Annotated in this window: 32 protein-coding genes and 4 pseudogenes; all 36 read left to right on the top strand. The window is 35.4% G+C overall.

Annotated elements, in window-relative coordinates; all coding sequences use genetic code 11:
• The first annotated feature begins 58 nt into the window (after window positions 1-58).
• The 36 genes and pseudogenes from DC345_RS07255 to DC345_RS07075 all read left to right on the top strand — a co-directional run bounded on the left by DC345_RS07255 (window position 59) and on the right by DC345_RS07075 (window position 25022).
• Window positions 59-841, top strand: coding sequence for a nucleoside phosphorylase (locus DC345_RS07255; RefSeq protein WP_113052543.1), 783 nt, complete (start codon window positions 59-61; stop codon window positions 839-841).
• A 327-nt stretch (window positions 842-1168) separates the two neighbouring features.
• Window positions 1169-1822: a lysozyme inhibitor LprI family protein gene (locus DC345_RS07250; RefSeq protein WP_113052542.1), complete on the top strand. Its 654-nt coding sequence runs from the start codon at window positions 1169-1171 to the stop codon at window positions 1820-1822.
• Window positions 1823-2068: 246 nt separating this feature from the next.
• A complete protein-coding gene (locus DC345_RS07245) occupies window positions 2069-2872 on the top strand; it encodes a hypothetical protein (protein ID WP_113052541.1) in 804 nt (267 codons plus the stop codon).
• A 133-nt stretch (window positions 2873-3005) separates the two neighbouring features.
• Window positions 3006-3941: an acetamidase/formamidase family protein gene (locus DC345_RS07240; RefSeq protein WP_113052540.1), complete on the top strand. Its 936-nt coding sequence runs from the start codon at window positions 3006-3008 to the stop codon at window positions 3939-3941.
• 182 nt (window positions 3942-4123) lie between these two features.
• The gene (locus tag DC345_RS07235; protein ID WP_113052539.1) at window positions 4124-4690 is read left to right on the top strand and encodes a histidine phosphatase family protein; all 567 of its coding nucleotides are present in this window, start codon (window positions 4124-4126) and stop codon (window positions 4688-4690) included.
• A 137-nt stretch (window positions 4691-4827) separates the two neighbouring features.
• Entirely contained in the window at window positions 4828-5217 is a 390-nt protein-coding gene (locus DC345_RS07230; protein ID WP_113052538.1) for a hypothetical protein, read from the top strand.
• A gap of 72 nt (window positions 5218-5289) precedes the next feature.
• Window positions 5290-5772, top strand: a pseudogene (locus DC345_RS07225) (DUF3626 domain-containing protein); the annotation flags it as partial.
• A 65-nt stretch (window positions 5773-5837) separates the two neighbouring features.
• On the top strand, window positions 5838-6353 hold the full coding sequence (locus tag DC345_RS07220; RefSeq protein ID WP_113052536.1) for a phosphotransferase-like protein: 516 nt from the start codon (window positions 5838-5840) through the stop codon (window positions 6351-6353).
• Between the two features lie 83 nt (window positions 6354-6436).
• Window positions 6437-7057 carry a zinc dependent phospholipase C family protein gene (locus DC345_RS07215; RefSeq protein ID WP_113052535.1) on the top strand — a complete coding sequence of 207 codons (621 nt, stop codon included), beginning with the start codon at window positions 6437-6439 and terminating at the stop codon, window positions 7055-7057.
• 304 nt (window positions 7058-7361) lie between these two features.
• Window positions 7362-8003: a DEAD/DEAH box helicase family protein gene (locus tag DC345_RS07210; RefSeq protein WP_113052534.1), complete on the top strand. Its 642-nt coding sequence runs from the start codon at window positions 7362-7364 to the stop codon at window positions 8001-8003.
• Window positions 8004-8315: 312 nt separating this feature from the next.
• A complete protein-coding gene (locus DC345_RS07205; protein WP_113052533.1) occupies window positions 8316-8795 on the top strand; it encodes a hypothetical protein in 480 nt (159 codons plus the stop codon).
• 138 nt (window positions 8796-8933) lie between these two features.
• Entirely contained in the window at window positions 8934-9815 is an 882-nt protein-coding gene (locus DC345_RS07200) for a GNAT family N-acetyltransferase (protein ID WP_113052532.1), read from the top strand.
• 54 nt (window positions 9816-9869) lie between these two features.
• The gene (locus DC345_RS07195) at window positions 9870-10667 is read left to right on the top strand and encodes a phosphotransferase family protein (protein WP_113052531.1); all 798 of its coding nucleotides are present in this window, start codon (window positions 9870-9872) and stop codon (window positions 10665-10667) included.
• A 100-nt stretch (window positions 10668-10767) separates the two neighbouring features.
• Window positions 10768-11232, top strand: a pseudogene (locus DC345_RS07190) (methyltransferase domain-containing protein); the annotation flags it as partial.
• Between the two features lie 44 nt (window positions 11233-11276).
• Window positions 11277-11664 (top strand): annotated as a pseudogene (locus tag DC345_RS07185) (GNAT family N-acetyltransferase).
• Between the two features lie 14 nt (window positions 11665-11678).
• Window positions 11679-12233: a GNAT family N-acetyltransferase gene (locus DC345_RS07180; RefSeq protein WP_113052530.1), complete on the top strand. Its 555-nt coding sequence runs from the start codon at window positions 11679-11681 to the stop codon at window positions 12231-12233.
• A 169-nt stretch (window positions 12234-12402) separates the two neighbouring features.
• On the top strand, window positions 12403-12975 hold the full coding sequence (locus DC345_RS07175) for a hypothetical protein (RefSeq protein ID WP_146752112.1): 573 nt from the start codon (window positions 12403-12405) through the stop codon (window positions 12973-12975).
• A 21-nt stretch (window positions 12976-12996) separates the two neighbouring features.
• Entirely contained in the window at window positions 12997-13524 is a 528-nt protein-coding gene (locus DC345_RS07170; RefSeq protein ID WP_113052528.1) for an AAA family ATPase, read from the top strand.
• Between the two features lie 160 nt (window positions 13525-13684).
• Window positions 13685-14680, top strand: coding sequence for a serine hydrolase domain-containing protein (locus DC345_RS07165; protein WP_113052527.1), 996 nt, complete (start codon window positions 13685-13687; stop codon window positions 14678-14680).
• 132 nt (window positions 14681-14812) lie between these two features.
• Window positions 14813-15337, top strand: a complete 525-nt coding sequence (locus DC345_RS07160; protein WP_113052526.1) for a GNAT family N-acetyltransferase — start codon at window positions 14813-14815, stop codon at window positions 15335-15337.
• A 241-nt stretch (window positions 15338-15578) separates the two neighbouring features.
• Window positions 15579-16127: a GNAT family N-acetyltransferase gene (locus tag DC345_RS07155; RefSeq protein WP_113052525.1), complete on the top strand. Its 549-nt coding sequence runs from the start codon at window positions 15579-15581 to the stop codon at window positions 16125-16127.
• A gap of 25 nt (window positions 16128-16152) precedes the next feature.
• Window positions 16153-16671 carry a GNAT family N-acetyltransferase gene (locus DC345_RS07150; RefSeq protein WP_113052524.1) on the top strand — a complete coding sequence of 173 codons (519 nt, stop codon included), beginning with the start codon at window positions 16153-16155 and terminating at the stop codon, window positions 16669-16671.
• Entirely contained in the window at window positions 16672-17181 is a 510-nt protein-coding gene (locus DC345_RS07145) for a P-loop nucleotide/nucleoside kinase family protein (RefSeq protein ID WP_113052523.1), read from the top strand.
• A 122-nt stretch (window positions 17182-17303) separates the two neighbouring features.
• The gene (locus tag DC345_RS07140) at window positions 17304-18143 is read left to right on the top strand and encodes an aminoglycoside phosphotransferase family protein (RefSeq protein ID WP_113052522.1); all 840 of its coding nucleotides are present in this window, start codon (window positions 17304-17306) and stop codon (window positions 18141-18143) included.
• 104 nt (window positions 18144-18247) lie between these two features.
• Window positions 18248-18655 carry an NUDIX hydrolase gene (locus DC345_RS07135; RefSeq protein ID WP_113052521.1) on the top strand — a complete coding sequence of 136 codons (408 nt, stop codon included), beginning with the start codon at window positions 18248-18250 and terminating at the stop codon, window positions 18653-18655.
• Window positions 18656-18911: 256 nt separating this feature from the next.
• Window positions 18912-19385 (top strand): GNAT family N-acetyltransferase, encoded by a 474-nt coding sequence (locus DC345_RS07130; RefSeq protein ID WP_113052520.1) that lies wholly within the window; start codon window positions 18912-18914, stop codon window positions 19383-19385.
• Window positions 19386-19494: 109 nt separating this feature from the next.
• The gene (locus tag DC345_RS07125) at window positions 19495-19980 is read left to right on the top strand and encodes an NUDIX hydrolase (RefSeq protein ID WP_113052519.1); all 486 of its coding nucleotides are present in this window, start codon (window positions 19495-19497) and stop codon (window positions 19978-19980) included.
• Window positions 19981-19994: 14 nt separating this feature from the next.
• Window positions 19995-20417 carry a GNAT family N-acetyltransferase gene (locus DC345_RS07120; RefSeq protein ID WP_113052518.1) on the top strand — a complete coding sequence of 141 codons (423 nt, stop codon included), beginning with the start codon at window positions 19995-19997 and terminating at the stop codon, window positions 20415-20417.
• Window positions 20418-20661: 244 nt separating this feature from the next.
• The gene (locus tag DC345_RS07110; protein WP_113052516.1) at window positions 20662-21084 is read left to right on the top strand and encodes a DUF1801 domain-containing protein; all 423 of its coding nucleotides are present in this window, start codon (window positions 20662-20664) and stop codon (window positions 21082-21084) included.
• Between the two features lie 33 nt (window positions 21085-21117).
• Complete coding sequence (locus DC345_RS07105; RefSeq protein ID WP_113052515.1) at window positions 21118-21549, top strand: GNAT family N-acetyltransferase; 432 nt, start codon at window positions 21118-21120, stop codon at window positions 21547-21549.
• Between the two features lie 93 nt (window positions 21550-21642).
• Window positions 21643-21849, top strand: a pseudogene (locus DC345_RS07100) (NUDIX hydrolase); the annotation flags it as partial.
• Window positions 21849-22286 carry an NUDIX hydrolase gene (locus DC345_RS07095; protein WP_113052513.1) on the top strand — a complete coding sequence of 146 codons (438 nt, stop codon included), beginning with the start codon at window positions 21849-21851 and terminating at the stop codon, window positions 22284-22286. The pseudogene DC345_RS07100 and the gene DC345_RS07095, both read left to right, overlap by 1 nt.
• A gap of 49 nt (window positions 22287-22335) precedes the next feature.
• On the top strand, window positions 22336-22641 hold the full coding sequence (locus DC345_RS07090) for a GNAT family N-acetyltransferase (RefSeq protein ID WP_113052512.1): 306 nt from the start codon (window positions 22336-22338) through the stop codon (window positions 22639-22641).
• Window positions 22642-22701: 60 nt separating this feature from the next.
• Window positions 22702-23256, top strand: a complete 555-nt coding sequence (locus tag DC345_RS07085; RefSeq protein WP_113052511.1) for a GNAT family N-acetyltransferase — start codon at window positions 22702-22704, stop codon at window positions 23254-23256.
• Window positions 23257-23285: 29 nt separating this feature from the next.
• Window positions 23286-24170 (top strand): hypothetical protein, encoded by an 885-nt coding sequence (locus DC345_RS07080; protein WP_113052510.1) that lies wholly within the window; start codon window positions 23286-23288, stop codon window positions 24168-24170.
• A gap of 45 nt (window positions 24171-24215) precedes the next feature.
• Window positions 24216-25022, top strand: coding sequence for a GNAT family N-acetyltransferase (locus DC345_RS07075; protein ID WP_113052509.1), 807 nt, complete (start codon window positions 24216-24218; stop codon window positions 25020-25022).
• The last annotated feature ends 20 nt before the right edge of the window (window positions 25023-25042 follow it).

Raw genomic sequence — 25042 nt, 5'->3', positions numbered from 1 at the left:
ATGTAATAACAGCAAAGAAATAATAAAAAATTTTAAATTACTTTGGAGGTATGTCGAGATGGAGAGCAAAAAAATCGATAGTAATGAATTCCCGATATTGGAATTTGATGAATCTCGAGTTGCAATAATAGAGGCGTCTAATTTTATCAAGCCAAAAGAAGAATTTGAATATTGTGTAATAACATTCTTTCGAGATGTAATTGAAAAAATGAAAACGGAGGGAAAGTTGAAAGAAGTTGCATCTCTACATTGTGAGACTGTAGATTTGCCAATATATGAAACATATTATGAAGGAAAAAAAGTACATATTACTTTGGGGTATTTAGGTGCTGCGGGTTCAGCTGGATTCTTAGAAGAACTGATAGCCTATGGTTTTCAGAAATTTATAGTTTGTGGTGGTGCAGGTGTATTAAAAAAAGACATTGCTGTTGGACATGTAATAGTACCAGTTTCGGCAGTGAGAGATGAAGGAGTATCATACCATTACATTAAGCCATCAAGAGAAATTGAATGTAATCTAGAGGTATTAAAAATCATAGAGGACGATTTTAATATACATAATGTCAGTTATATAAAGGCCAAAACCTGGACGACAGATTCATTTTATAGAGAGACTAAAGAAAAGGTTGAGTTGCGGAAAGCAGAAGGGTGTGTAACCGTAGAAATGGAAGCAGCAGCATTTATGGCTGTTTCGCAATTTAGAAATGTAAAATTAGGTATTATCTTGTATGGCGGTGATGATTTAAGTGGTGTCGAATGGGATAGTCGAAGTTGGAATAGCAGATCAGAAATAAGAATAAACCTTGTTGAAATATCATTGCGGATATGCAGTTCTTTATAAAAGGAATAGCTATAGTATCCATTTATTAGTGTATTTATTAAAAGGGAAATGCTAAATAGACAAGCAGAAGTTAAATGTAAATATGACAACATAAATAAAATATGCGAAATCGAAGAAGGCAGTTACAACATATATAACACCGTATTCACGCTGCGTCCCCTGATGGGGCCTTGGTCTGCAAGGGGCATTTCGGAAAAGTGGATTCAGCAGTCAACCCTGCGAAGCCACCCGGTCTTAGCGGACCTTAAGCCTCTGGGGTTCGTGAATACAACATCGTTATACGCCAATACCGATAAATATTAAAGATAATATTTAAGGAGATAATTTATGAAAGGTAAGGTACTCTTCTTATTTTTTATTACGATAATGTTTTCATCTTGTCAAAATATTAGTCAATCGACTATTTTGAATAGCGAAACTAAATCAATAATGAATTCTGAACTGCCTCCTGATGTAGAGAGTACAGGTAATGGAACCGAATCGAAAGAAGTAACTGAAGGTCGATCAGAGCCTTCTAACAATGAAGTGTTATCCATGAGAATAGGGAACTACGATTTGAAAGGAGAATTTTATGATGAAATGCTTCGAAATCCTATAGATCATGATTATGAAGTAGAATTTAATGAATTACAAAATTCCAAAGAGATTATTACAACAATGGGATGGGGGGCGCTGGAAGGCAAATATACAGAGATTTGGGATAAAGAGTTGAATCAAATATATAAAAAGCTTCTTTCTAAGTTGGATAGAGAACCAAGAGATGCACTAATCGAATCTCAGAAAGAATGGTTAAAGTATCACTTAAGGGAAACAAAATTTGTAGAGGAGACATTTATTAACAATGGTTACCTTGGATCAAAAGGATCGGTAAGCCTAGGCACGGTTATACGGGAGAGAATTAGGGAAAGAACAATGCAATTATTTGAATATCGATATTTGCTAGATGGCAAAGTTGAGTTTTTATACCAAAGTAAAAAATAGAGTTGGAATCTTGATCACAGGTTTCTAGGTGATGCTTCGAAGACAGTAACGTCGCATAACAATGTATTCATGTTGTGGGGCTATCACACCTTGGTTGTCAGATGTATAATCATGGAAGAACACTCAGACAACAAACGAGCCAGCTTAAGATAAGATCTATCTAAGGCTGGCTCGTTTCGTGAATACAAGAACGTTACATGAAACTTTGGAACGACGACAAAAAAACAAATAAAGGAGATTAACTCAATGTGTACTAGTTTTGCTGTTCATTTAGACAAGACATTTATTGGTATGAACTTCGATATTTCTCGAAGAGCCATCAAAATTGTTTTGATTGGTGAAGATCAACTTTTAGTTCTTCAGAAGGATGATGGACAATTTTATCCAGCATTCGGTTTGAATAGTAGTGGTACATTTATGAATTTACTAATGGTCGATCCAATTGAAGAAGGCAAATATAGACGTGGAAAGAATTGCGTACATATTATGAAATTGTTTGATGAAATTCTTTCTGGACGTATCGAGTTATCTCAATTAAGTGAATATTTAACCAATAACATAATTGTTAATGTCCCGAGTCATAGTGTCCACAGTTTGATAGCAGGGAGAAATAGGAAGACATATATTGTTGAGCCTGGAAGAAAGAACATCGATATTAATTCTTCTGATAGGGACTTCATGGTACTGACTAATTTTCCTGTATCGGATAATTTCGATAATGAATATAAGAAGGTTGAAGGATCAGGAAAGGATAGATATATAAAGGCCTATGAAGTCATTACAAATAACAAAGAAACATTTAATATTGCAACAGGCCTTAACTTACTCAAGGATACTGCTCAGCAAAGTGGGGATTATCCAACCCAATTTTCAATTATATTTGTTCCAGAAGAAAGTAAAGTTCATTTTACTTTGAATGGAGATTTTACAAAGATATTTGAATTCTCATTTATCAATAAGCAAATTCAGAGTATTGAAGGTTTTACATGCAATAAGAGTCTTAAATTTACCAAAAAAGGTGTACTACTTTCTGAACTTGAAGATTGGTAATGACTGTACAGATATAGGAATAGGATTTCGAGAGTTATTCAATGTCCGAAGCATCACATAACATTATATTCACGCGTAGGGCCTCGTTATCCGAAATTGGCATAAAGATAATAAGCCCATTGGAGGCGATACCATGGTAGAACACAAAATTGAATTATCCCAAGAAACACTAATTGGTTCATTTACTAAAGAAGTGGCTCCTATCCTTTCGGTGTCATCTGGTGATTCCATACGTTTTGAAACATTAGATGCTGGTTGGGGGACTGGGAAAAGTAATAGTGAAAGAAAGAAACCATTTTCAAGAAAAGAAAAAGGTGATGGCGGTCACGCCTTGGTGGGACCTATTTATATTGAAGGTGCTAAGAAAGGGATGACTTTAGAGATTGAGTTTAATGATATTATACCTGGGCAATATGGTTTTACTGCTGCAGGTCAATATCCTAATTGGCAAAATCAGAAGTTACATTTGACCGAATATGAGGAAATTAGCCTTGATTGGAAACTCGATAATAAATCTATGATGGGAGTATGTGAAATCAATGGCAATTCCTTCTCAATTTCATTACGACCTTTCATGGGCGTTATTGGAATGCCTCCAGATGACATAGGAATTCACTCTACTTGGCCACCACGTTATTGTGGTGGGAATATTGATTGTAAAGAGCTTGTGAAAGGAAGCAAATTGTATCTTCCTATTTCTGTCGATGGGGGTTACCTTGCTATTGGTGATGGTCATACTTTGCAAGGGGATGGAGAAATCAGTTGCCAAGCTATTGAATGTCCGATGGAAGTTGTAGATATAACTGTAAATTTGATTGAAGGCATAGATTTGTTAAACCCCCGAGCTAATACTCCTGCAGGTTGGATTACTTTTGGGTTTCATGAAGATCTTAATGAAGCAACCGTTCAAGCTTTAGATGGAATGCTTAACTTGATGGGTGAGTTGTATGCTTTAAATCGTGTTGAAGCTATTGCTTTAGGGAGTTCTGTTGTTGATCTACGTATAACGCAAATTGTGAATGGGGTTAAAGGGGTACATGCCTGTCTACCACATGGAATTTTGAAGTGATTCGAACGTAAGTCGAAGAGGACGCCAATATCGTATTCACGCTGCGGGTATTCGCTCTGGATCCGACAGGAGTCGGAGCATACGCTGGGTAGTAAAACATAAGGGAATGGACGTTGCGAATATATCAACTTTATGTGAAATCATAGTGCGACATTTAATGAAAGCATCTAAAGGAGGCTTGTATGAAGACAATTATCTATATGGTTAGGCATGGAGAATCACCATACAACGAAGGAAATGAAAGAACAAGAGGGCTTACCCCAAAAGGAAAGGTCGATATTGAAAAAGTAACGAAATTACTTATAGGTGAAGGAATAGATATGATTATATCAAGTCCTTATACTCGAGCAATTCTGAGTGTTGAGGGATTGGCCGAGCACTTAAAGTTAGATATTAAAGTATTTGAAGATCTTAGAGAACGACATTTTGCATCTTATAATATTGAAAATGCAGAGTTAATGTCTAGTATCAGAGAGAGTTTTAATGATTTTGATTATACCTTGCCGGGTGGAGAGTCCAATGCTGATTGTCAGAAAAGAGCACTCTCAGTTATAAATCCCCTCCTAAAAGAGAACAGAGGGAAGAAAATAGCCATCGGGACTCATGGTCTTGTGATGACTTTGATGATGAATCATTTTGATTCAGCTTTTGGTTTGGAGTTTTTGAATCAATTAAAGAAACCAGATATTTATAAAATGCAATTCGAGGACTTAGAATTAGAAGAAGTAACAAGAATGTGGAATGATTAGATTTCCTAAGGAATATAAAGAAAACTGTGACATTACATGACAGAGTATTCACGCTGCGAGCTCGGCGTCGTGAATACAGAAACGTTATATGAAAACATCCAAATAATTAAAACATCTTAGAAGGATGAAAAGATAAAATGATAAAATCTATTAGTATTGATGAATCGATTGGGGCCACATTTAAGGAAGAAATCGTTGTGAATCCTACATGGACGGACACTTTAAGTTTTTTAAGAAAACTCGATGGAGATAAATTTACATTAGTATTTTTTGAGGTATCAGACACAGATTCAGCATTAGTTGGGGGCGGACCTGAATATTTCATTGTGTCTATTACAATTGATGATACTATATATACTCTTATGAACGATAAACTGGGCAACAGTGAAATTTCTCTGGTTGCTGGTGGTCAGTTAGGCAATTATTGCGACAACATTTGTATAGAATTAATTCCCATGCTTGAAGTAATAAAGTATTTTTATGAAACTGGAAAAATACTCGAAGCACATATATGGAAACAAGAATAAAGAATAATAATTATTTTGATGTAACTCGAAGAAGTGAGTGACATCAAATATTGTCGAATTCAACGTATCAGTTTTCTTTTAAAACCGAATGCTTTACATCGCTGTACGTTCACTTATGGTGGCTCTCAAGATGCTCCGAAGGAAATGGGGACATATGAGGAATTAGAAACCCAAGTTCATGGAGATATAGTTCTTGATGATGATGTGGAAATTTTAGTAGCTGACCCATCGTTCAAAGGAACAGAAATAGGAAATTACTTAGAGCAAATCTGCATCAACTATTCCATTGAACTATTTTGGCATATGGGATTTGAGATGCGTGCAGAGGAAGTGCCCTCTGATTTTAGAGGTCCAAGCATGCCCTCATTAGCGAAGCGAATCGCAAGCAACGGTAACATTGACGCAAGTGTAATCGGGAGTGCTGTCAACGATTTGAAATGCAATCCTGGTCTCTGGTCTGACAGAGGTAATTACGAAGAAGTGCTTCAGGAATTAAAATCCATGTGGCATATACTCGTTCGATATGGCAAATCGATTGCTGATCAGAGTAATTGATTTTTACTGGAGATCATAAGAATCATAGACACTCAAACATAACCCATGCAAAGGAAGATGAGAAAATGGATAAAGGGAAAATTATATTTCTGAATGGCGTAACCAGTTCAGGTAAAACTTCAATCGTAGAAGCGATGCAAAATTACTCTGAACCTTTTTTTTATGTTGTGGCCAATGATCTTTTTGAAAATACGATTGGTGATAAACATTTGCAAAAAGACTACTGGAAGTATTTAAGTGAAGCCATCATTCTAATGTATCATACAGCAAAGTTATTTTCCGATCATGGAAAGAATGTTTTAATCGATGGGATACTTGTTGAAAGACCGGAATTAAAGCCGCACTATGATAAAGTTCAAGATATATTTGATGGATATCCTTTGGATATCGTTGAGGTGTACTGCCCATTAGATCTTTGTCGTAAGCGAAATATAGAACGTGGTGACAGAAGAGAAGATCAATCCGATGAGCAAACTAAAATAATGTCGCAACACATTCACTATAGCTTTTCAGTCGATACGAGTTTGAATACGCCGGAAGAATGTGCAGAAATAATTATCAAATCAGTATTCAAAAAATAATTTAATTGATTGAAAATATCAGTTCAAGGAAGCAGAATCAGGAAAACACACTTCAAACTTTCAGTTGAGGGGGAGGAAGAAGCATGGGTTCAAGAATAATGCATCTGATTGTGGCGAATAGAATTGCAGATTCCTTATCTATAGTAGATAAAACACCTTTTTTACTTGGAAATATTGCACCGGATGCTGTTACAACAAAAGATTCATCACATTTTTTTGCTGGTGAAATTCAGGATTATTCAAGAAACGTAGACTATAAAGGATTTTTACATAAGTATCGATCACAGGCAGAGGACCTTTATGTTCTGGGTTATTTCACACATTTAATTGCCGATGATATATGGTTGAAAGGTTTTAATTTACCTTGGTTAAAAAACAGAATGGAAGCTAATGAGGGGTTATATAAACAGTATCATAACGACTTTAAATTATTGAATGGGAAGTTGCTTGAACATTATGGATATGAAGAGGAATTAAGAAACAGGCTCAATTACATTCCAACAATACCGGATTTAGAAGAAGTTAAATCTACAGATGTCGAGAAGTTTGTGCCATATGTATTTAATGATTTGGATTATGACAAAGAAATTTTGATAGAAGCCCTTAATGTTTTTACTTTTGAGCAGATCATTGGATACTTAGAGACATCAGTCGATATGGGATTATTGAATATGAAGTATTTAAAGATAAAGTATAATTTGTAAGTAATTTCATGAATTCTGAAGCATCCCATAACAATACATCCACGTATCGTAACCGCCTGATAGCTGCTCGGTCTATAGTCATGAGAGAAAGTACACCGAAATGTCATGTGGCTCGAAGTTGTAAATATAATAATTAATCTAACGGACAGATTAATAGTAAATGAAGGAGTAAACTATAATTCGCCGAATACTATTTAGGTATAAATAAGTAAAGGAGGATTATATTATGTGGTTTTGTTGTGTGTATAAAAAACCGATAAGAATCCGTAATCTCCCTCAATATTAAAAATTGAGGAGGATTAAAATGAGAATAAATAACAATTATTTAAAAGAACAATTAAAGCATGTGTATTGGTTAAATGGTGGTTGTTGCGCGGGAAAGACAACGATGACACAGAAATTTGTTGCAGAGTTAGGATTTCAAACATTGAGCGATGATGTCTTGAAGTATAGACCATTCACTAATCCGACTGAATATCCTGCTCTTCAATATCCCCATCCCGGTTTAAACTGGGAGGAGTGGTTTAATAGGCCAACTGATGTGGTATTTCGGTGGCTTTGTGAAATCGTTGTAGAGATGATGGGATTTTTCGTTATTGATTTATTGAAGATGCCGACGGATAAACCAATCATTATCGATTTAGGAATATTGCCTGAACATATCCTACCCTTTATTCCTAAAGAAAGAATGATGTGTCTTTATACATCTGATGAAGAAATAGAAAGGCTATATTACTTTAGAGAAGATCACAAGATGATTTTGGACGTTATTAACCTTACATCAAATCCAGCGGAAACGATTAAACATAGCAACAAAACTATGGTGAAATTCTCCCATGAAATTAGAAATGCCTGCGTTAATAACAATATCAAAACACTTGAAAGAACACCTGACTTAGGTATAGAAGAACAATTCAGATTAGTTTGTGAGCATTTTGAATTATGATATGAGCATCTTTTGTTAATTTTATATGTAATACGGGTCAGGCTACCGATATAAGGTAGCCTGTTTAAATAACGGGACATGATAGTTTGGTCATAGTGAATTATAAAAATCATGCACCTCCTGACGTCCTGTCTTTAGTCATGGATATGAGCCGAAAGCAGATAACAATATGTTTACGCAGCGGCTTCTTACGGAACCTTGGTCTGCGGAATGAATTTCAGGGAAGCTTGCACAGAAAAAGATTCGATTTCGTCGAACATCTTTAATGCAGGAGCGTTATGTGAAATACCCAAAATATACAAGGAGCGAAAAATGAAAAAAAGTATAGTGTTTTTATTATTCATTTCAACCTTATTAATGGGGTGTAACAAGAACGAGCTAATATATAACGCCCCAACCAATGAACAAATCACTGATTATGTAAATAGTCATCGTTTAGATTTACAAGATAGTATATGGATTAAGGAGTCAGCAATCATTTTGCTCGAAAATTCATTAATAACCCTTTATACAGATCAACATGGGAAGGTATACGACCAAAAATTATCGTGGGGAATAAATTATTCAAATCCTGTGTTTGTAGGAAACGGAAACCCATATATAGCAGTCATAGTTAATAACAAAATGCTAAGCTCTGGAGCTGATCGTATTTTAATTACCTATACTGATGGTAAGTCCTATTCAAGAGGGATTACGGAAAAGAAGGGTTATTTGATTCCTAATACTCAAATTAGTGAAGTAGAGAACTTAGTAATATTCGACAATGAGGGTAAAGAACTTTACAAAAAGTAAACGGAATAGCCCCTTCAGTTACGAATTGATCTTTAACACCGAACTTTGGGAGTAAGAAATATTGTTTATTTAAAGTATTAAGGCGCATAGTGTTTTATTAAGAAGACGTAAAAAAATTATTTTATATGGGTGATTATAGTGAAGATTATTTTCAAGAATTTCGATGATTCTTATTATGAACAAGTGTGCGATTTTTTGATTGAATTATCAAAAGATGACCGTAGGCATATCAATTGGAACTGGGCAAGGTGGGAGTGGATGTTTTATCATCCTGATTTCAATCGAGACTTAATGGATAAGATTGGCTTATGGTACTGTAATGACGAGTTAGTAGGGATAGCAACGTATGACCACTATTTTGGTGAAGCATTTTTTGCTACTAAACAAGGGTTTGAAGAAATAGAAGAAGATATATTAGAATATACCACTACTACTTTCAGTAATGAAAATGGCCTTGGGATTGCGGTGAATGACAAAGATACTCATACTCTAGATTTATTGCGCAGTAAGAAGTTTGTGGAGAATGATCTGTCTGAAAACATACTTGAACTTACACTAGAGAATGTTAGGCTTGATTATGTAATTTCTGAAGGTGTAATACTAAAAAATATAGATATAGAAAATGACTTATATAAGCTTCATCATTTGTTATGGAAGGCATTTGAAAATGAAGGATCTGTACCTAGGGATGAAGCTGCTATAAGTAAGCAAAAAAGAATGTTGTCAGCAAGAAATATGAATTCATTCCTACATATTGTTGCTGAAAATGAAGACGGGGAATATGTTGCTTATTGTGGCTTATGGTACAGTCAAAAAACGGATTATGTTTATGTTGAACCTGTATGTACAATTCCGGAGTATCGGCAGAAGGGGCTTGGAAAAGCAGTGGTATTAGAAGCCTTGAAAAGAGGTCGCTCCTTAGGTGCTGAAAAAGCATATGTTATTTCGGATAGTTCTTTCTACAAGTCATTAGGTTTTCAACAGCACTCTCATTATACTTTCTATTGGCATAACATTTGATACTTTCTTGAGCCTCTCGGGTTCGTAGGGAACGTTATCTAAAGAGACAGAATTGTGAGAAAGGATGAACGTATGAATATTCAGGACCTCCCAATTGAAATAATAGAACAAATCGGAAAAGTTCAGAAAATTACTTTTCCCAGGCAAGGTCATACTTCTATCGTGGCTATTTTGGATACGCCCGATAAAAAGTACGTGATTAAAAAGACAGAAAACGATCTCTATAATGAATGGTTGTCAGAAGAATACAAGGTGCTTCAATATCTTTATCATACGGGACTACCAGTTCCGCGAGCATATTCATATCATGTAGAGAATAAAGCGAGATGGCTTTTAATGGATTATATTGATGGAATAAGTTTGAGAGAATTTCTATCTAAAGAGCCCAATCACAAAAATAAAGAAAAAGCTATTTTTAACTTTGGACTTTGTTTAAAGAAAATACATGAATGTTCTTGCCCTGTTGAATTATTGACGAATGATAAACCTTGGTTAGATACAATGCTAAATAAAGCAGAATTTAATCTGACTCACTTTGCAGTAGACGGAACAGAAGAATTACTTAAACGATTGAAAGAAGTAAGACCTAAACCAATAGATAACAGTTTGATTCATGGAGATTTTACAATAGATAATGTATTAGTTAATGAAGGCAATATAGTTGGAGTTATCGATTGGTCAGGAGCTACATACGGGGATCCAAGATATGATGTAGCATTGGCAATTAGACCAAAATATAATGCTTTCGATAATGATAGAGATAAAGAAATATTTTTTAACGCATATGGCAAGTTAAAAATAACGGATGAAGAGTATAACTACTTTGAAGATGGATTATATAGCTTCTTTTAGTTCCCTTCGCAACGTCTTATCAGATAATACCATGTTGAGGCATCGAGCCATTTGGCCTTTAAGTCGGTGAAGGTTCATAAAATACAGTGAATGATTGGGATCAGCAAGATTGATCTGTTCTCCCATGGAAGAAGAATGTGACCTCCCCGTAGATTATTTTGATTTTGTTTATTCGGTTTACGCCATAGGCTGGACAACCGATCTTGAAGGTACCTTTTGTCGGATCGCTTCATATTTAAAAAAAGATGGCATATTTATTTTCAGTTGGTCTCATCCAATTCACAAATGTGTTGTTGATGAAAATAATAGATTGGTTTTTAACAAGTCTTATTTTGATGAATCTTGGTATTCGGTCGCTCCTGATTTTGTTCAAGGCGAGCTAACTTTGTCTGATCGTAAACTATCAACCTATATAAATGCGTTAGCTAAAGCAGGGTTTGTTATTGAACAAATGATTGAAGAAACCGATCAGGAAATAATCCAACTGCATGATGAACATAATGATCTTGTAGAAAGAGCGAAAATGTTTCCTGTAACCTTCGTTATCAAAGCAAGAAAACTTTGAAATTACTAATAGATCCAAAAAAAATATTATCTATGGAGGTATTCATGGTAACGTTAAAATTACATACAGAGAAACCGATTCTACAATCTGAACTAATGGGTCTTTATCAAGATGCTGGTTGGTGGCCTAACCGAGATGAGAATGGAATATTACAGCTACTTGTTAGCGGTGTTGCAGTAGGAGCTTGGAAAGATGATATATTAATTCTGTAGGTCTATTTCAGACGGAATATATCGGGCTTATGTAGAAGATGTTGTTGTATTAAGTACGTACAGAAATAAAGGAATAGGAGAACTAATGGTCAAAAGACTTTTAGATGAACTGAAAGATATTGATGTTATTAGTTTGTTTTGTACAGAGGATTTGGATGGTTTTTACGAATTGTCAGGATTTAAACGGACAAAGCAAATTGTAATGCATTATAAGAATTAAAGGAGAATGCGACAATGTTTAAATACGAAATGGATGATTCTTCTTATTTATCGCTATTGGAAATTAAAGATGCAGAACAATTATATAATTTGATTAACAGTAATAGGGATCATATAGGTGAGTGGCTGAAGTTTCCTAGTATTACTGTAGAAGCGGATGATTCAAAAACCTTTATAGAAAGAACACGGATAAGATATGCCAAGGAAGAGGGTTACTGGTTAGGAATATGGAGTGAGGACAAACTTGTGGGTTCTATAGGTTACTTATATCTAGATCAAGAGAACAAAAAAACTGAAATCGGATATTGGCTAGGTAAAGAATATGAGGGTAAGGGATTAATTACTAAATCTATTAAAGTACTAATAAATCATGCTTTTGACGAACTGAAATTAAATAAAATTGAAATAGGAGCAGCTACAATCAATATAAAGAGCCGTGCAATTCCTGAGAAATTAGGGTTTAAACGTGAAGGTGAACTCAGAGATTACGAGTATATCAATGGAAGGTTTCTAGATAGAATAATCTATGGATTGAAAGCCAATGAATGGAGAACGTTAAGTACTTTTTAGAGAAGGCATATGACATATCTGAGATTAAACTTTTTACAGCGGTGCTTATGCCCCTTGTCATTCAATTAACAATAAGGGAAGTTGACTCTGACGACTCAGAACTGCCTTAAGCCAGTACGGATGTGTTTAAATAGTGAGTTTTAATTCTGCTTGAAAGGATTGAATTAAAATGAACAATTCTTGGACTATTTGTATTTCAGGAGAATATGACTTGAATTTTATAATGTATGTGGCTAGTGCACATGGATTATTAACAGATGGATTCGATGACGCAGCCTGGCCTAATAGTAAATCTTTAAATGTTGAGCAAAGTAATGAAAAATTTAAAGAGCAATGGAAGGAGCTATGGAATGAGAGCATCTATAAAAAGGGGGAGCGGAGAAAAGGAAAACACCAAAATTTAATTATCGATCCTCCTGATTTTTCAATGATTAGAGAGGGAGACTTAAAGGCCGTCCTGATTAATATGTGGCCGTCATTCATTAAATGGTGGAATATGCCTGCTGGCGGTCAAATTGCAATGCATTATTGGGAAGCTCAACCCGATCTTTTAGCTTTTGTACAAGAATTCGAAAGTCAAGTCGGAAGAAAAATAAATCCATTTAGGTTAGATGTTGATTTAGTATATACAGGTTTAAAAGCACCTATTGAAGTAAATGAACAATTTATAGTCATGCCAATTAAACTTGAGTATTTATGGAAGAAAGATTGGTGGATAGAGAGATTTAAAGACTATTATTGAGTAATTCGAGGAGGGTACAGTATGTCAAGATCGGTTTATATCATTTCGGGTCCCGCCGGTGTAGGGAAATCTACTACATCAAAGAAACTTGTTGAACATTTGGATCGCAGTTCATATATATCTGGTGATGATATTAGTCATCTACCTGTAAACGGGAGGGAAAAGCCTTGGATCTGTCGAGAAACTCATAAGCTGACTTGGATAAATATATTAAGTTTAGTGAAGAATCTACTAGAATTTAATTACGATGTTGTTATAGATTATGTGACGTTTCCGTCGGAAGCTTACTGGTTAGCTAGTGAACTGGAGAGTATGAATGTAAGGATCATTTATGTTGTATTTATGGTCGATCAAGAAACAATTATAAGAAGAGATCAGTTAAGAGAACCATCGATACAAATGGGAGAACGAAGCGTGATCCTATTGAATGAATTTAGAGAAGTATTAAAAGAAGAGAGACATATATTAAATACCCAAGAATATTCTGTTGATCAGGTAGACGAAGTAATTGAAGAGATATTAAACAATACTAGATTTTTGATAAGCTAATTTGAAGAAGTTAAGAAGTGAATTAGACGAGGCAGCTTAGGATACATTCGCACCTGATAACCGCAACGAGCTCTTTCTTTCGAATCTTCAATTGGTGATGGACTTCATTTATACGAGAACGTATTCTAAATAAACCATAGTGAAGAAGGTGCACCTTTCATTGCTTAACCTAAAAATATCAAATAATAAAGCATTCTTTGAACTAAATGATTATGTCTCACAGGTAAAGAATAAAATATCTGCTACTGCTGCTGCCACATATATTATTCATAATGATCGTATCGTGAATGAATGGTACTCAGGAGTACATGGCAATTCTAAACATAGTCGATTCGTTGATGAGGAATCACAATTTAATGTTGCTTCAGTTCGAAAAACATTCTTAGGATTTGCTATTAGTCTTGCATTATATGAAGGTAAAGTCAGAAGTATAGATGATCTTGTTGTGGACTACTTGAATGAGTTAGATAGGGAAGCATTAAGCCATATAACCATACGACATTTGTTAACCCACACTCATGGTTTAGGTAATCTGCATAATAGATTATTTCTTCAAGGAACTGACTGGAAGTACAATAATATTGGTGTTAATCTGCTAATTGAGATTATTCGGAAAGTTTATAAAATGCCTTTATCACAATTACTCGAAGAGCGTTTATTCTCACCTAGTGGCTTTAGTCAAACAGGATGGAGGAAGGAAAATAATGAAAAATTAGTGTGGATTAATGAACTATATAAGGATGATCAAGGTAACCAAGCCAACTTATTTATGAGCACAAAGGAATTGGCATATTGGGGTTATCTGCATTTGAATAAGGGAGCTATAAACGGGAAGCAGATACTTCCTAAAGAAATATTTGAGCAAACAACCACTATTATTAGTCCTCCTGATCTGGAACAACAATTGCCGAGAAACGGTTTTTTTTGGTTTGTGCAAGATGAACCGCGCTCTAATACAGAATTAGGTGATAAACTTCCACACGGTTCTTTTCAGTCTCTTGGCGCCACTGGATGTGCCTGTCTTGTCATTCCTAAGTGTAAAACTGTAGCGGTAAGAATGTATAATCAGATTGGACAAAACCCATTAGGGTACGACTATCTTGAGGATATCAAAACATTTGGGGATTTGGTCTGTAAGTACATAGAAGATATATAAACCGTGAACTTGGCTTAAATGATATTGATAAATTTTACTGGATAAGAATGTATGTTCTGATATAATTGAATTGAGAATAGTAAATCTCTTCCTCTAATTTTGGTTACAAATAAAAACAGTGAGGTGAGTGAGATGGAACAAAGGAATGCGCCAGAGCTAAGAATTGAACTATGGGATGAAGGAGATCTAGATTTGCTTCGCCGATTAAATTCGCCTGAGATGACAGTACACTTCGGAGGACCAGAGACTGAGGAGAAAATCCTAGCTCGCCATAAGCGCTATTATGAAATCGCACAAAATGGAACAGGGAAAATGTTTAAGATTCTCTTGCTTCCGCATCTTGAAGTCGTGGGTAGTGTAGGATATTGGGATCAGACGTGGAAAGAAGAATCTATTTACGAGATAGGTTGGAGTGTTTTATCGGAATATCAAGGTAGAGGAATAGCGACAGAAGCAACAGCGAAGGCCATAGCTTCTATCCGTTCTGAAAAGAAGACACCTAAATTCATTCACGCTTTTCCTAAAACCAAGAATCCCGCTTCGAATGCCATTTGTCGCAAACTGGGCTTTTCGTATATTGGTGAGTGTGATTTTGAATACCCTATTGGAACTACCATACGATGTAACGACTGGAGATTGGCAGTCGAGGAAAATTAAGATCAAGTGCATGGAGGAAATTTTATATCATTTGCACGGCTTTCTCCATATTTCAGGGCAGATGAGAGAACATCTGCTTTTTTTTGCTTGATTTACTTCATATATGTAATAATATGGTTAGCACATAGTGAATATAATTTCCTGATAAGGACAGGATAGGTGCCTGGTTTCTATGGATTTATTTTTATTTGAATCCAAGAGACGCTGAGTGAAACTACTTAAACCATTAAGGAGAACTAAAATGTTTCAGTTTCCCAAGTTAGAAACAAAAAGACTTGTATTAAGAGAATTAACAGAGAATGATTCCACAGAACTATTTCAATTTTTTTCATTGGATGACGTTACGAAGTATTATGATGTGGAGAGTTTTACAACCATTAAACAAGCAGAGGAATTAATTCAAAGATGGAGTGAAAGATTTGAAACAGGTCAAGCCATTCGTTGGGGAATCACTTTGAAGTCTGAAAACAAAGTAATCGGAACATGTGGCTTTCATGGCTGGATGAAAAATCATTATAAAGCTGTCTTTGGATATGAACTAACACCAGAATATTGGCATCAAGGTTTTATGACCGAGGTTGTTGAAAAGGTAATTGAATATGGCTTTAATACGCTTGGCTTAAACCGAATTGAAGCATTTGTAGAACCGGAAAATGTGGGATCAAGAAAGGTTCTTGAGAAAATCGGCTTCAGAGAAGAAGGCATATTGAAGGGGAATTATTATTGGAAGAATCGATTTGTTGATAATGCCATTTATGCATTTCTCAAGAGTGATTATAAAGTTCATTAATAGCTAACGAAAGAAGGATAACCAGATGATTACAATCAGATTTGTTTCAAATGAGGATATCCCACATATTCAATCTATAGCTCAAGAAACATGGAATTATACTTATAAAGACATATACTCCGAAGGCTACATACAAAATTTTCTAAGTAGAGCATATTCAGATGAGAATTTAAGTCGATCTGTCGCTAGAGATCTTCAAAGTGCCAAACGGAGTTTTTTAATAGCAGAATTTAATGGCAGAATCGTTGGCTATGCTCAAACAAGACAAGTCAAAGAAGAAGAATATGAATTACTAAGAATCTATATACGGCCAGAATATCACAAAATGGGAATAGGTAAAGAGTTTATTCAGAGATTCACTCAAATTTTAAAGCCAATAAATAAACTGTTTGCCTGGGTAGGAAAAGAGAATCATATAGGAAGGGCATTTTATGAGAAAAGTGGTTTTAAAGAAATAGAAGAGATGATCGAAACCATAGAAGGGCACAGCAAAACGCAAGTTAAATATGAATTGGAAATCTCCAAGGGAAAGGTGGTTTCATAAATGTTTTTTCTTCAAATGTCGGGATTTCCTGGTTCCGGTAAGTCGACTCTTTCAAGACGGATAGCTAAAATAACGAGTGCCATAATTATTGATCATGATATCTCCAAGTCTTCCATATTAAAATCTATTGGGGATAGTAATTTAGAATTAAAAGTTCTAGGTATGACTTCATATAATATTGATTGGGCGCTGATAGAGTTTTATCTCTCCCAAAGTTATGACGTAATATTCGACAGTCCATGCTTTTATTCCGAGATGATTGAAAGAGGTTCATCATTAAGTAAGAAGTATAATGCTAAATATAAGTACGTTGAATGTTACCTAAATGACTATCAGGAAATAAGTAAAAGATTACAAAATCGAGAACGGATGATAAGTCAGATTTCGGGCACATCTGAAGAAGAGTTTGAAAATAATGTTAATGAAAGTAAGAGACCTAATGATATTCAATGTTTGCGTATTGATTCGTCACAACCTATAGAGAAATATTTAAATAATGTTTTAAATTAATTATATTGATGAAGAATAAGTAAAGTGTTGTGAAATCGAAGATCCAATGAGAAAAATGCAAACGCTTTAAAACATTTCCCGACAGTCGTTATTCTAAGAATAAAGAAAGTAGGCTGAATTTGATGGTGCATGACATCTTATTACATAAATTTCAATATAGTACACTGACTGAGCTTACCGGAGGTTACACCAACAGCAGTATTTTACTTGAGGGATCAGATCCCCTGGTCGTAGCAAAGATTTTCAATGCTCGTAATCGTGATGCGATAACAGAAATTAACTGTTTAACCCTATTGAATAATTCAGGTGTGTCTCCAAAGATTCATGATTTTTTTGAAGATAACGGTTCACAGTACATTATTATGGACTATGTGCACGGAATTAACAGCCAGAGATTTCTTGATGATGGAGACATTCATAGAGCTAAGGAAATCTACGAGTTGCTTGGAATTCATCTTGCAAAAGATATTCACTCATTAAAATGGAGAGATGGTGACCCTGACCTGCCAATCATAGAACTAATAAATATTGATATTGATGATCTTAACTATGTACCGAATAATCAAAAGGAACAAGTAAAACAGATACTTAATGGATCAGTTATAGGGGAAAAAACCTTAATCCATGGAGATTATGGACCGCATAATGCAATTTTATCTAATAAATTAATATCTATTATTGATTGGGAGTGGGCAGGCTGGGGGAATCCAATGCAAGATGTCGCATGGGTAATATGGTTTGTACATTTACATTATCCAAACTTCTCTCGTGAGTTGTCTGAGATTTTTATTAATGCGTATAGTAAATTTTCAGATCTTAAGATTACAAATGAATTAGTGAAGGTATACTCAGTTTCAAGAGTAATTAATGTTTTAGATCGGATAAAGTACACAAATGAAGAAGTGAAAAATGAATGGCTAAAAAGATTGGAATGGACATTGGAAACCAACTTTGTAGGATGATTCGTGGATGAGGCACCCCTTTACATAACATCGTTTTTACACTTGTGCAGGACGATTTAAAATTATTTTAAAACTAATATCCCAAGAGAGGACTAGATATATCTATGAATCCACCTAAGCATATCGTTTCAGCGGCAGCGATTGTGATGAATGAAAACAATGAAATTTTGCTAATTCGGGGACCTAGAAGAGGATGGGAAATGCCTGGAGGGCAAGTGGAAGAAGGAGAATCCATACAAGATGCGGCAGTCAGGGAGACAAAAGAAGAATCGGGGATTGATATAGAGATTATTCGATTTTGTGGAATATTCCAGAATGTGAAGGGTTCAATCGTGAATACATTATTTTTAGCAAGACCGATTGGGGGAGAACCCCTAGTAACTAGTGAAAGCCTAGAAACAGGGTATTTTCCAATAGAAGAAGCATTAAATAAGGTGACTTGGAAGAATTTTAAACAGCGAATTGAATATTGTTTAAGGCCAGATTTGCAACCATTTTATATTGAATTCTAAACCGTCTAACCCAAAAAAAGGAGATGGCACCTATCTATTCTTATAGATCTCTAATGAATGAAGACTTAAAAAGTATAAGTTCTTTTCCTCAGTCAAAGAACGAATTTAGATGAACAAAAAATAATAACTATACAAATGAAGTTAGAGATTTAGAATGCATTCAAGAAGAACGAAATCGCATATTATACGTGTAATGTTGGGAACTAACATAGAAGCAAAACATTAAATTAGCTTTAATAACGGAGGATGATATGAAATGGAAATCTCATTATCCAAAGCAGGTCTTAAAGAAGCTTCAATCATTCACGAAATGCAAATAAAAGCATTCATGCCTCTATTAAATAAATATAAAGACTATGAAACAAGCCCAGCAAATCAAACGGTAGAACAAATAGAAGATCGAATAAATCAAAGCTATACAGATTATTACCTAATAAGAGAAACAAATATTCCTGTGGGAGCCATTCGAATAGTAAAAAAGGAGAATAAAATCTATCGAGTAAGCCCCGTATTTATTTTACCCGATTACCAAGGGAGAGGGATTGCACAAAAAGTATTTTCAATGATTGAAGCTAGATATAGCGATGCAACAATATGGGAGTTGGCTACAATCTCAGAAGAGCAGCGGAATTGTTACCTTTATGAAAAATTAGGATATAGGCAGAAGGGGGATACGAAACAAATTAACGACAAAATGACAATTGTGATTTATGAAAAACGCATGATTTAGGTAATTAAAAAAGTTCAAACACTCTAGGTTAAAAAATTAAAACCGATGAACAGCTGAGGACGTCCCTTGAGTTATAAAGAAAATTTGAAACTAATAAAGGACTGGTCGCATGTTCTATGTTAATTCAAGAGCTATCATTGAAAGATCTGGTAACGAAGCAACGGAGATTGTCATACAAAAAAGAACAAAGATGGACTCTTCTTTTCAGTTTGAACTTCCTGGAGGTAGAATTGAACCCTTTGAATCGTTGCTCCAAGCTCTGGTACGAGAGGTTAAAGAAGAAACTGGGTTAGATGTTTATGAAATTGAAGGAACTGAAACAAGAGTTGATACAACTGGAATAAATCCTGAATTTGAAGTGGAGTGTCTTAAACCATTCGCTGCTTATCAAACTATTAAGGGACCAATTGATTCTGTTGGATATTATTTTAGATGTATGGCAACTGGAGATTTGTTAGAAGCAGGTGACGAAACAGTAGATATTCAATGGATTAATATTAAGAAATTAAATAAATTATTTATGGAGAGCCCATTAGATTTTTCCGATGTTGATCGTGCTGGAATTAAGTATTACCTGAATCATCAAGGATTTTGAGAGGAGCTGGATTGATGGATTTTATATATGGAGAATACCTTATCAGTGATAACAAAGAACTTATGGACATCCATGCGGTAAAGGGTTTTTTATATAGAAGCTATTGGGCCAATAAGAGATCCGATGAAAAAATTGAAAAGTCTATCCATTCTTCAATATGTTTTGGGATTTATAAAGAAGAAATTCAAGTTGGTTTTGCAAGGATTGTCACAGATGATGCGACAATGTATTGGCTTTGTGATGTTTTTATTCATGAGGAATATAGGGGCCAGGGACTTGGTAAGAAACTGATTGAAGTGATTACACAATCGGAGCGCTTTAAAGATTTAATGGGGTTACTCGGAACATTAGATGCACATGAATTATATGAACAATATCAATTTAATAGAAATAGTGAACGCTTCATGATAAGACTTCCTGATTATTTGAGGGCGTGATGACTTTGAAGAGAGCTGTTAATTTTCTTTCTTTGATCATCGGAATAATTTTTATAGCCCTTGGAGTAATACCAGCTATTTTTGACTATCCCTACAGTGATGAACCAAACTCCGGGCCTGCAAGCTTTTGGGAACTGATTCTAATCACTAGTTACGAACAATGGATATTGTTTCTGATAGTTGGTCTGATATTAAGTCTGTTTAACGTGTTACAACTACGAAAGATATGAAGGAGGATTCATCAATGTACAAACTTAAAACAAAAGAAACAGACAACAGCGTCATTGAATTTATTGAAAGTGTTGATAGTCCAAAAAAACGTGAAGACGCGTACCAACTATTGGATATTTTCACTGAAACAACAGGGTATAAAGCAAAGATGTGGGGACCCAGTATTATTGGATTCGGCTCCTATCATTATAAATATGAATCTGGTCATGAAGGTGATGCACCCCTGGTGGGCTTTTCTCCTCGAAAAGCAAAAATCAGTTTGTATTTTGCGACAGGTGATGCCGAGCGAGAGAATCTATTAAAAGACTTTGGAAAACATACGACAGGAAAAGCATGTGTATACGTCAATAAAGTTGCAGATATCAATTTAGATGTTTTACAAGCGTTGATCAACCAATCTATCAGGTTTTTGAAAGAAACCTATCCGAATCATTAATTCCTGTTCACTGTTATTATTGGAGGTCACGTGATGAAAGAAGAAAACATTTATGTACGATGGGCGAACGAAAATGATGCAGAGGAGCTACTAAAGCTCAATGATGCTTTTAATGGAGTAGGTACAACCATGGAAGACGTAAAAGAGAGCCTTGCGTTATCTAATGAGTTGATTGCTCTAGCTGTGATTGAGGATCAGGCAGTTGGATTTGCTTGTGCTCAATATTTTAAATCTTTTTGTTATCGTGGACTCCAGGGAGAAATCTCAGAAATGTACATTACCGAAGTTGCCCGGAGAAGAGGATTAGCTACGTTGCTAATTGCTTTTATAGAGGAGGAACTTAGAGAAAGAAGTGTTACCAGTATAAAGATCCTGACAGGCCAAAGAAATGAAATGGCTATAAAGACATACGAAAAATCAAACTATACAAGAACGGAAGAAGTGTTGCTACAAAAGAAACTATAAAACACAAAGATATTGGATGATGATCTAGAGGGAATTTAAATATGGATTAGATATGGGGCGATGAAATCTAAATCTTGAGAAGGAGGACTTAAAATGAAATTTATTGTGTCTGCAAGTGTGATTGTCCTTAATGAGAACGATGAAATCTTACTTATGAAGGGACGAAGAGGCTGGGAAATGCCTCAAGGCTGTGTGGAAGAAGGCGAGACCATCACACAAGCTGCTATTCGAGAGGTGAGGGAAGAAACTGGCATTGATATTGAACTTATTAAGTTTTGTGGCATATGGGTGAAAGTATCTTGAAAAACAACATTGTTGTTGTGGTTAAGGGAGTCATTGAAAATAAAGGTAGGGTACTGATATTAAAACGTTCTGGTGCAGATGAAGTTTCGGCGGGAAGCTGGGAAACCGTTGGTGGAAAGATCGATTTTGGAGAAGAATTAGAGGAAGCTTTGGCTCGTGAAGTGAAAGAAGAAGCAGGAATTAATGTGAGTGTTGAGAAGTTACTATTTGCTACTACTTTTTTTACGGATCCGCATAGACAGATCGTATTACTGACATATTTGTGCAGAGCAATAGATGATCAAGTGATACTTTCAGAAGAACATAGCGAATATATGTGGGCAACCCGATCAGAGTTATATGACTATTTACCACAGACTATTTTAAATGATTTTAAAAAATATAACGTAATCGATACCGTTGAAATCATAGCTGAACAATATGATCTCAAGTAACTCATTAATCTACTCCAACGAAATATAATTCGGCAAACGAAAGGGATATTTGAATGAACCCAATTACTATAGAACCAATTTTTTCTATTTATCCTACACACCAGCAAGTACGGATAATTATTGGATTGGAGGATTTCAAATAGATAAGGACTATCAAGGAAAAGGATTAGGGAGTCAGTCACTTTATACGATACTTGATTGTATCCAGAACAAACATCCACAATGCCAAATCATCTCACTAACCGTAGAAAAAAATAATGCTCTTGCAAGAATATTATATGAGAAGATCGGATTTATTAATCAGAAAATGGGAAATCAGGATGGTGAAGTAATATATAAAATGAAATTGAAATAAGTAGAAATCTGTCATTTTGAAGGTGCAATGATCCATTTTAATAAAAAAGGTGGGGATAGCATGGTGTACGACGATCGCAATAAAACGATGACCACAGAGAGGTTGCTGTTAAGATTATTTACGGAAGCAGATGCTGAAACCGTTACCAGACTATGTAATGACTACTACATTTATAAGAGCACACTCACATTACCTTACCCATATACATTAGAATGTGCAGTGTCTTGGATAGAGCACCATAAGGAAAATTTCAATGCAGATAAATTATATGAATTTGCTATTTGTGATAGGGAAACAGGTGATTTATACGGGGCAATAGCATTATCTAATCAACAACGTTACGATAACGGTGAGTTATCTTATTGGATAGGTCAGCCGTTTTGGGGAAAAGGTTATGCAACGGAAGCAGCTAAAGCCATGTTAGACTTCGCTTTTGATGTAAAAAAGTATCATAAGGTATACGCGCGACACTTTGCTTCTAACCCGGCGTCCGGACAAGTTATACAGAAAATTGGCATGATACAAGAAGGAGTACTGATGGATCATGTCAAGAAAGAAGACCGGTATGAAGATCTGATTTACTACGGAGTAGTGAGAAATAAGGTGAAAGAATAAATTTCAAACCCGACGTGGAGGAATACATATTGAAAATTAAACCGGGTAAAAAAGTTTTACTTTCGTGGATGGATTGTTATGTACCGGAAAAAGATTTGTTTTTCCTATCAAAAGAACATCTTGATTATGAATTTGACTTTACCGATGTACTCTTAATGCCAAAAGAGGAGTTCTATAACCACAGCACTTATAGGCAAGTGAATTATGTGAATGGTTATGAGTATTGGAATATAAAGAACGTTGATTATGTAATCATTGCTGAAAAAGAATGGATAGAAACCATTCCTGAGGAACAGAAACGATTTTTATTAAAAGCACAAGTGCAAAGTGGAAGAGGGCTTGTTTTCCCTGTTTCATTTGTAGATGATTTGGCAGAAATACCTGCAAGCTATTTGATGGATGGGCACGTTATCCTTCAGCGCTTCATGTGGGAAAAGCTGAACAAATCATGTAAAGAACAGATACTTACGACATTGGTTTATGAATGGTGGGATAAAGGGGAATGTGAGAAGCAACCGGAGTCGCTACCTGGTTTTCTAAAACCATATGCCAATTCGTTTGCTACTTCCCAAGGAGCAAATTGCCTCGCAGCAGTTTTGTTTGCAATCTCCAAAGGGAAACAGAAATGGTTTATCTATGAATGGGTACATCAAAAAACGTTTCTTGAGAAATTAAAACAGTATCATTATGAGGAGTTATTAACTGACGAACTACATCAAGAGGACATTGTTATATGGACAGATGAGAATGGGATCATTCAACATGCAGCATATCATCTGGGAGAAGAACTATATTTCAATAAAGATGGGCAAACGATGTTCAACCCGTGGAAGATACTCACTAAAGAGCAGCTGTATAACGAGTGGGAGCATCTAACCATTGTAAAGTATAGGCCATGTAATGAAGTATTTTGATGGGAATTAAAACGAAGTTCCCGTACTTTTATTGGAGGGGATAATATGAATACACTGATTCCATCCTTAGATTTGATTAAAGAAATTGAAATCTCGGAAATCGATTATATGACAGATCGGATGCTTGCTATACAGGGTCGGGACTCTAATCCGGAAGGAATTGAGATTCAACAATTTGGAAATGCCATCTGTTTCTACAGTAAGACCATGCCATGGCCCACGTTTAATACGGTGAAGGGTTTAACGAATAATGATCTGGAACACCTGGATGCTATCATTGATTTTTATAGACAGCGAGATCGGAAGATTCAGTTCGAAGTCATACCATCTGTGGTGGATCAGAACTTCTTGAAACGTTTAACAGACATAGGCATGTATGCATCGGGATTTCATTCATCGCTTATCATCAAACCGGAAGAAAAAAAGAATCACTCAGATCATATCCAAATTCAAGAACTTGAAGAGGATCAATTCGAGCTATACGCGACCATTCATTGCAGGGGAACCGGTTTGTCGGATGACGGTATCCCTTATGTCGCCCGGAATAATCAGGTTCTTTATCATCGTCCAGGTTGGAAATTTTACATCGCATATGTCAATGCCATCCCTGCTGCGGTAAGTGTTCTGTTTTTTAAAAATCAAAAGGCATCCTTAACCTTTGCAGCAACGTTACCTGAGTTTAGAAATCAGGGTGTACATCAGCAGCTTTTGAATAAAAGAATAACGGAAGCCATGAATAAGGAATGTAATGTGGTGGTAGGGCAATGTTCATTTTTATCTCAAAGCCATCGAAATATGGAGCATGTTGGCATGAAATTGGGATATATCCGAACAGCATGGACTGAAAGATAAGAACCAGATTGAAATAGGAG

It is taken from the genome of Paenibacillus taichungensis (assembly GCF_003287275.1).
Lineage (GTDB): Bacteria > Bacillota > Bacilli > Paenibacillales > Paenibacillaceae > Paenibacillus > Paenibacillus taichungensis_A.
Note: the sequence above shows the minus strand (reverse complement) of the source record. Positions and strands in the feature narration are given on the sequence as shown.

Bases quoted from the DNA above. Each gene is read 5' to 3' on its own strand.
- DC345_RS07255 (WP_113052543.1), top strand. From the start codon at position 59: ATGGAGAGCAAAAAAATCGATAGTAATGAATTCCCGATATTGGAATTT.
- DC345_RS07250 (WP_113052542.1), top strand. From the start codon at position 1,169: ATGAAAGGTAAGGTACTCTTCTTATTTTTTATTACGATAATGTTTTCA.
- DC345_RS07245 (WP_113052541.1), top strand. From the start codon at position 2,069: ATGTGTACTAGTTTTGCTGTTCATTTAGACAAGACATTTATTGGTATG.
- DC345_RS07240 (WP_113052540.1), top strand. From the start codon at position 3,006: ATGGTAGAACACAAAATTGAATTATCCCAAGAAACACTAATTGGTTCA.
- DC345_RS07235 (WP_113052539.1), top strand. From the start codon at position 4,124: ATGAAGACAATTATCTATATGGTTAGGCATGGAGAATCACCATACAAC.
- DC345_RS07230 (WP_113052538.1), top strand. From the start codon at position 4,828: ATGATAAAATCTATTAGTATTGATGAATCGATTGGGGCCACATTTAAG.
- DC345_RS07220 (WP_113052536.1), top strand. From the start codon at position 5,838: ATGGATAAAGGGAAAATTATATTTCTGAATGGCGTAACCAGTTCAGGT.
- DC345_RS07215 (WP_113052535.1), top strand. From the start codon at position 6,437: ATGGGTTCAAGAATAATGCATCTGATTGTGGCGAATAGAATTGCAGAT.
- DC345_RS07210 (WP_113052534.1), top strand. From the start codon at position 7,362: ATGAGAATAAATAACAATTATTTAAAAGAACAATTAAAGCATGTGTAT.
- DC345_RS07205 (WP_113052533.1), top strand. From the start codon at position 8,316: ATGAAAAAAAGTATAGTGTTTTTATTATTCATTTCAACCTTATTAATG.
- DC345_RS07180 (WP_113052530.1), top strand. From the start codon at position 11,679: ATGTTTAAATACGAAATGGATGATTCTTCTTATTTATCGCTATTGGAA.
- DC345_RS07175 (WP_146752112.1), top strand. From the start codon at position 12,403: ATGAACAATTCTTGGACTATTTGTATTTCAGGAGAATATGACTTGAAT.
- DC345_RS07170 (WP_113052528.1), top strand. From the start codon at position 12,997: ATGTCAAGATCGGTTTATATCATTTCGGGTCCCGCCGGTGTAGGGAAA.
- DC345_RS07160 (WP_113052526.1), top strand. From the start codon at position 14,813: ATGGAACAAAGGAATGCGCCAGAGCTAAGAATTGAACTATGGGATGAA.
- DC345_RS07155 (WP_113052525.1), top strand. From the start codon at position 15,579: ATGTTTCAGTTTCCCAAGTTAGAAACAAAAAGACTTGTATTAAGAGAA.
- DC345_RS07150 (WP_113052524.1), top strand. From the start codon at position 16,153: ATGATTACAATCAGATTTGTTTCAAATGAGGATATCCCACATATTCAA.
- DC345_RS07145 (WP_113052523.1), top strand. From the start codon at position 16,672: ATGTTTTTTCTTCAAATGTCGGGATTTCCTGGTTCCGGTAAGTCGACT.
- DC345_RS07140 (WP_113052522.1), top strand. From the start codon at position 17,304: ATGGTGCATGACATCTTATTACATAAATTTCAATATAGTACACTGACT.
- DC345_RS07135 (WP_113052521.1), top strand. From the start codon at position 18,248: ATGAATCCACCTAAGCATATCGTTTCAGCGGCAGCGATTGTGATGAAT.
- DC345_RS07130 (WP_113052520.1), top strand. From the start codon at position 18,912: ATGGAAATCTCATTATCCAAAGCAGGTCTTAAAGAAGCTTCAATCATT.
- DC345_RS07125 (WP_113052519.1), top strand. From the start codon at position 19,495: ATGTTCTATGTTAATTCAAGAGCTATCATTGAAAGATCTGGTAACGAA.
- DC345_RS07120 (WP_113052518.1), top strand. From the start codon at position 19,995: ATGGATTTTATATATGGAGAATACCTTATCAGTGATAACAAAGAACTT.
- DC345_RS07110 (WP_113052516.1), top strand. From the start codon at position 20,662: ATGTACAAACTTAAAACAAAAGAAACAGACAACAGCGTCATTGAATTT.
- DC345_RS07105 (WP_113052515.1), top strand. From the start codon at position 21,118: ATGAAAGAAGAAAACATTTATGTACGATGGGCGAACGAAAATGATGCA.
- DC345_RS07085 (WP_113052511.1), top strand. From the start codon at position 22,702: ATGGTGTACGACGATCGCAATAAAACGATGACCACAGAGAGGTTGCTG.
- DC345_RS07075 (WP_113052509.1), top strand. From the start codon at position 24,216: ATGAATACACTGATTCCATCCTTAGATTTGATTAAAGAAATTGAAATC.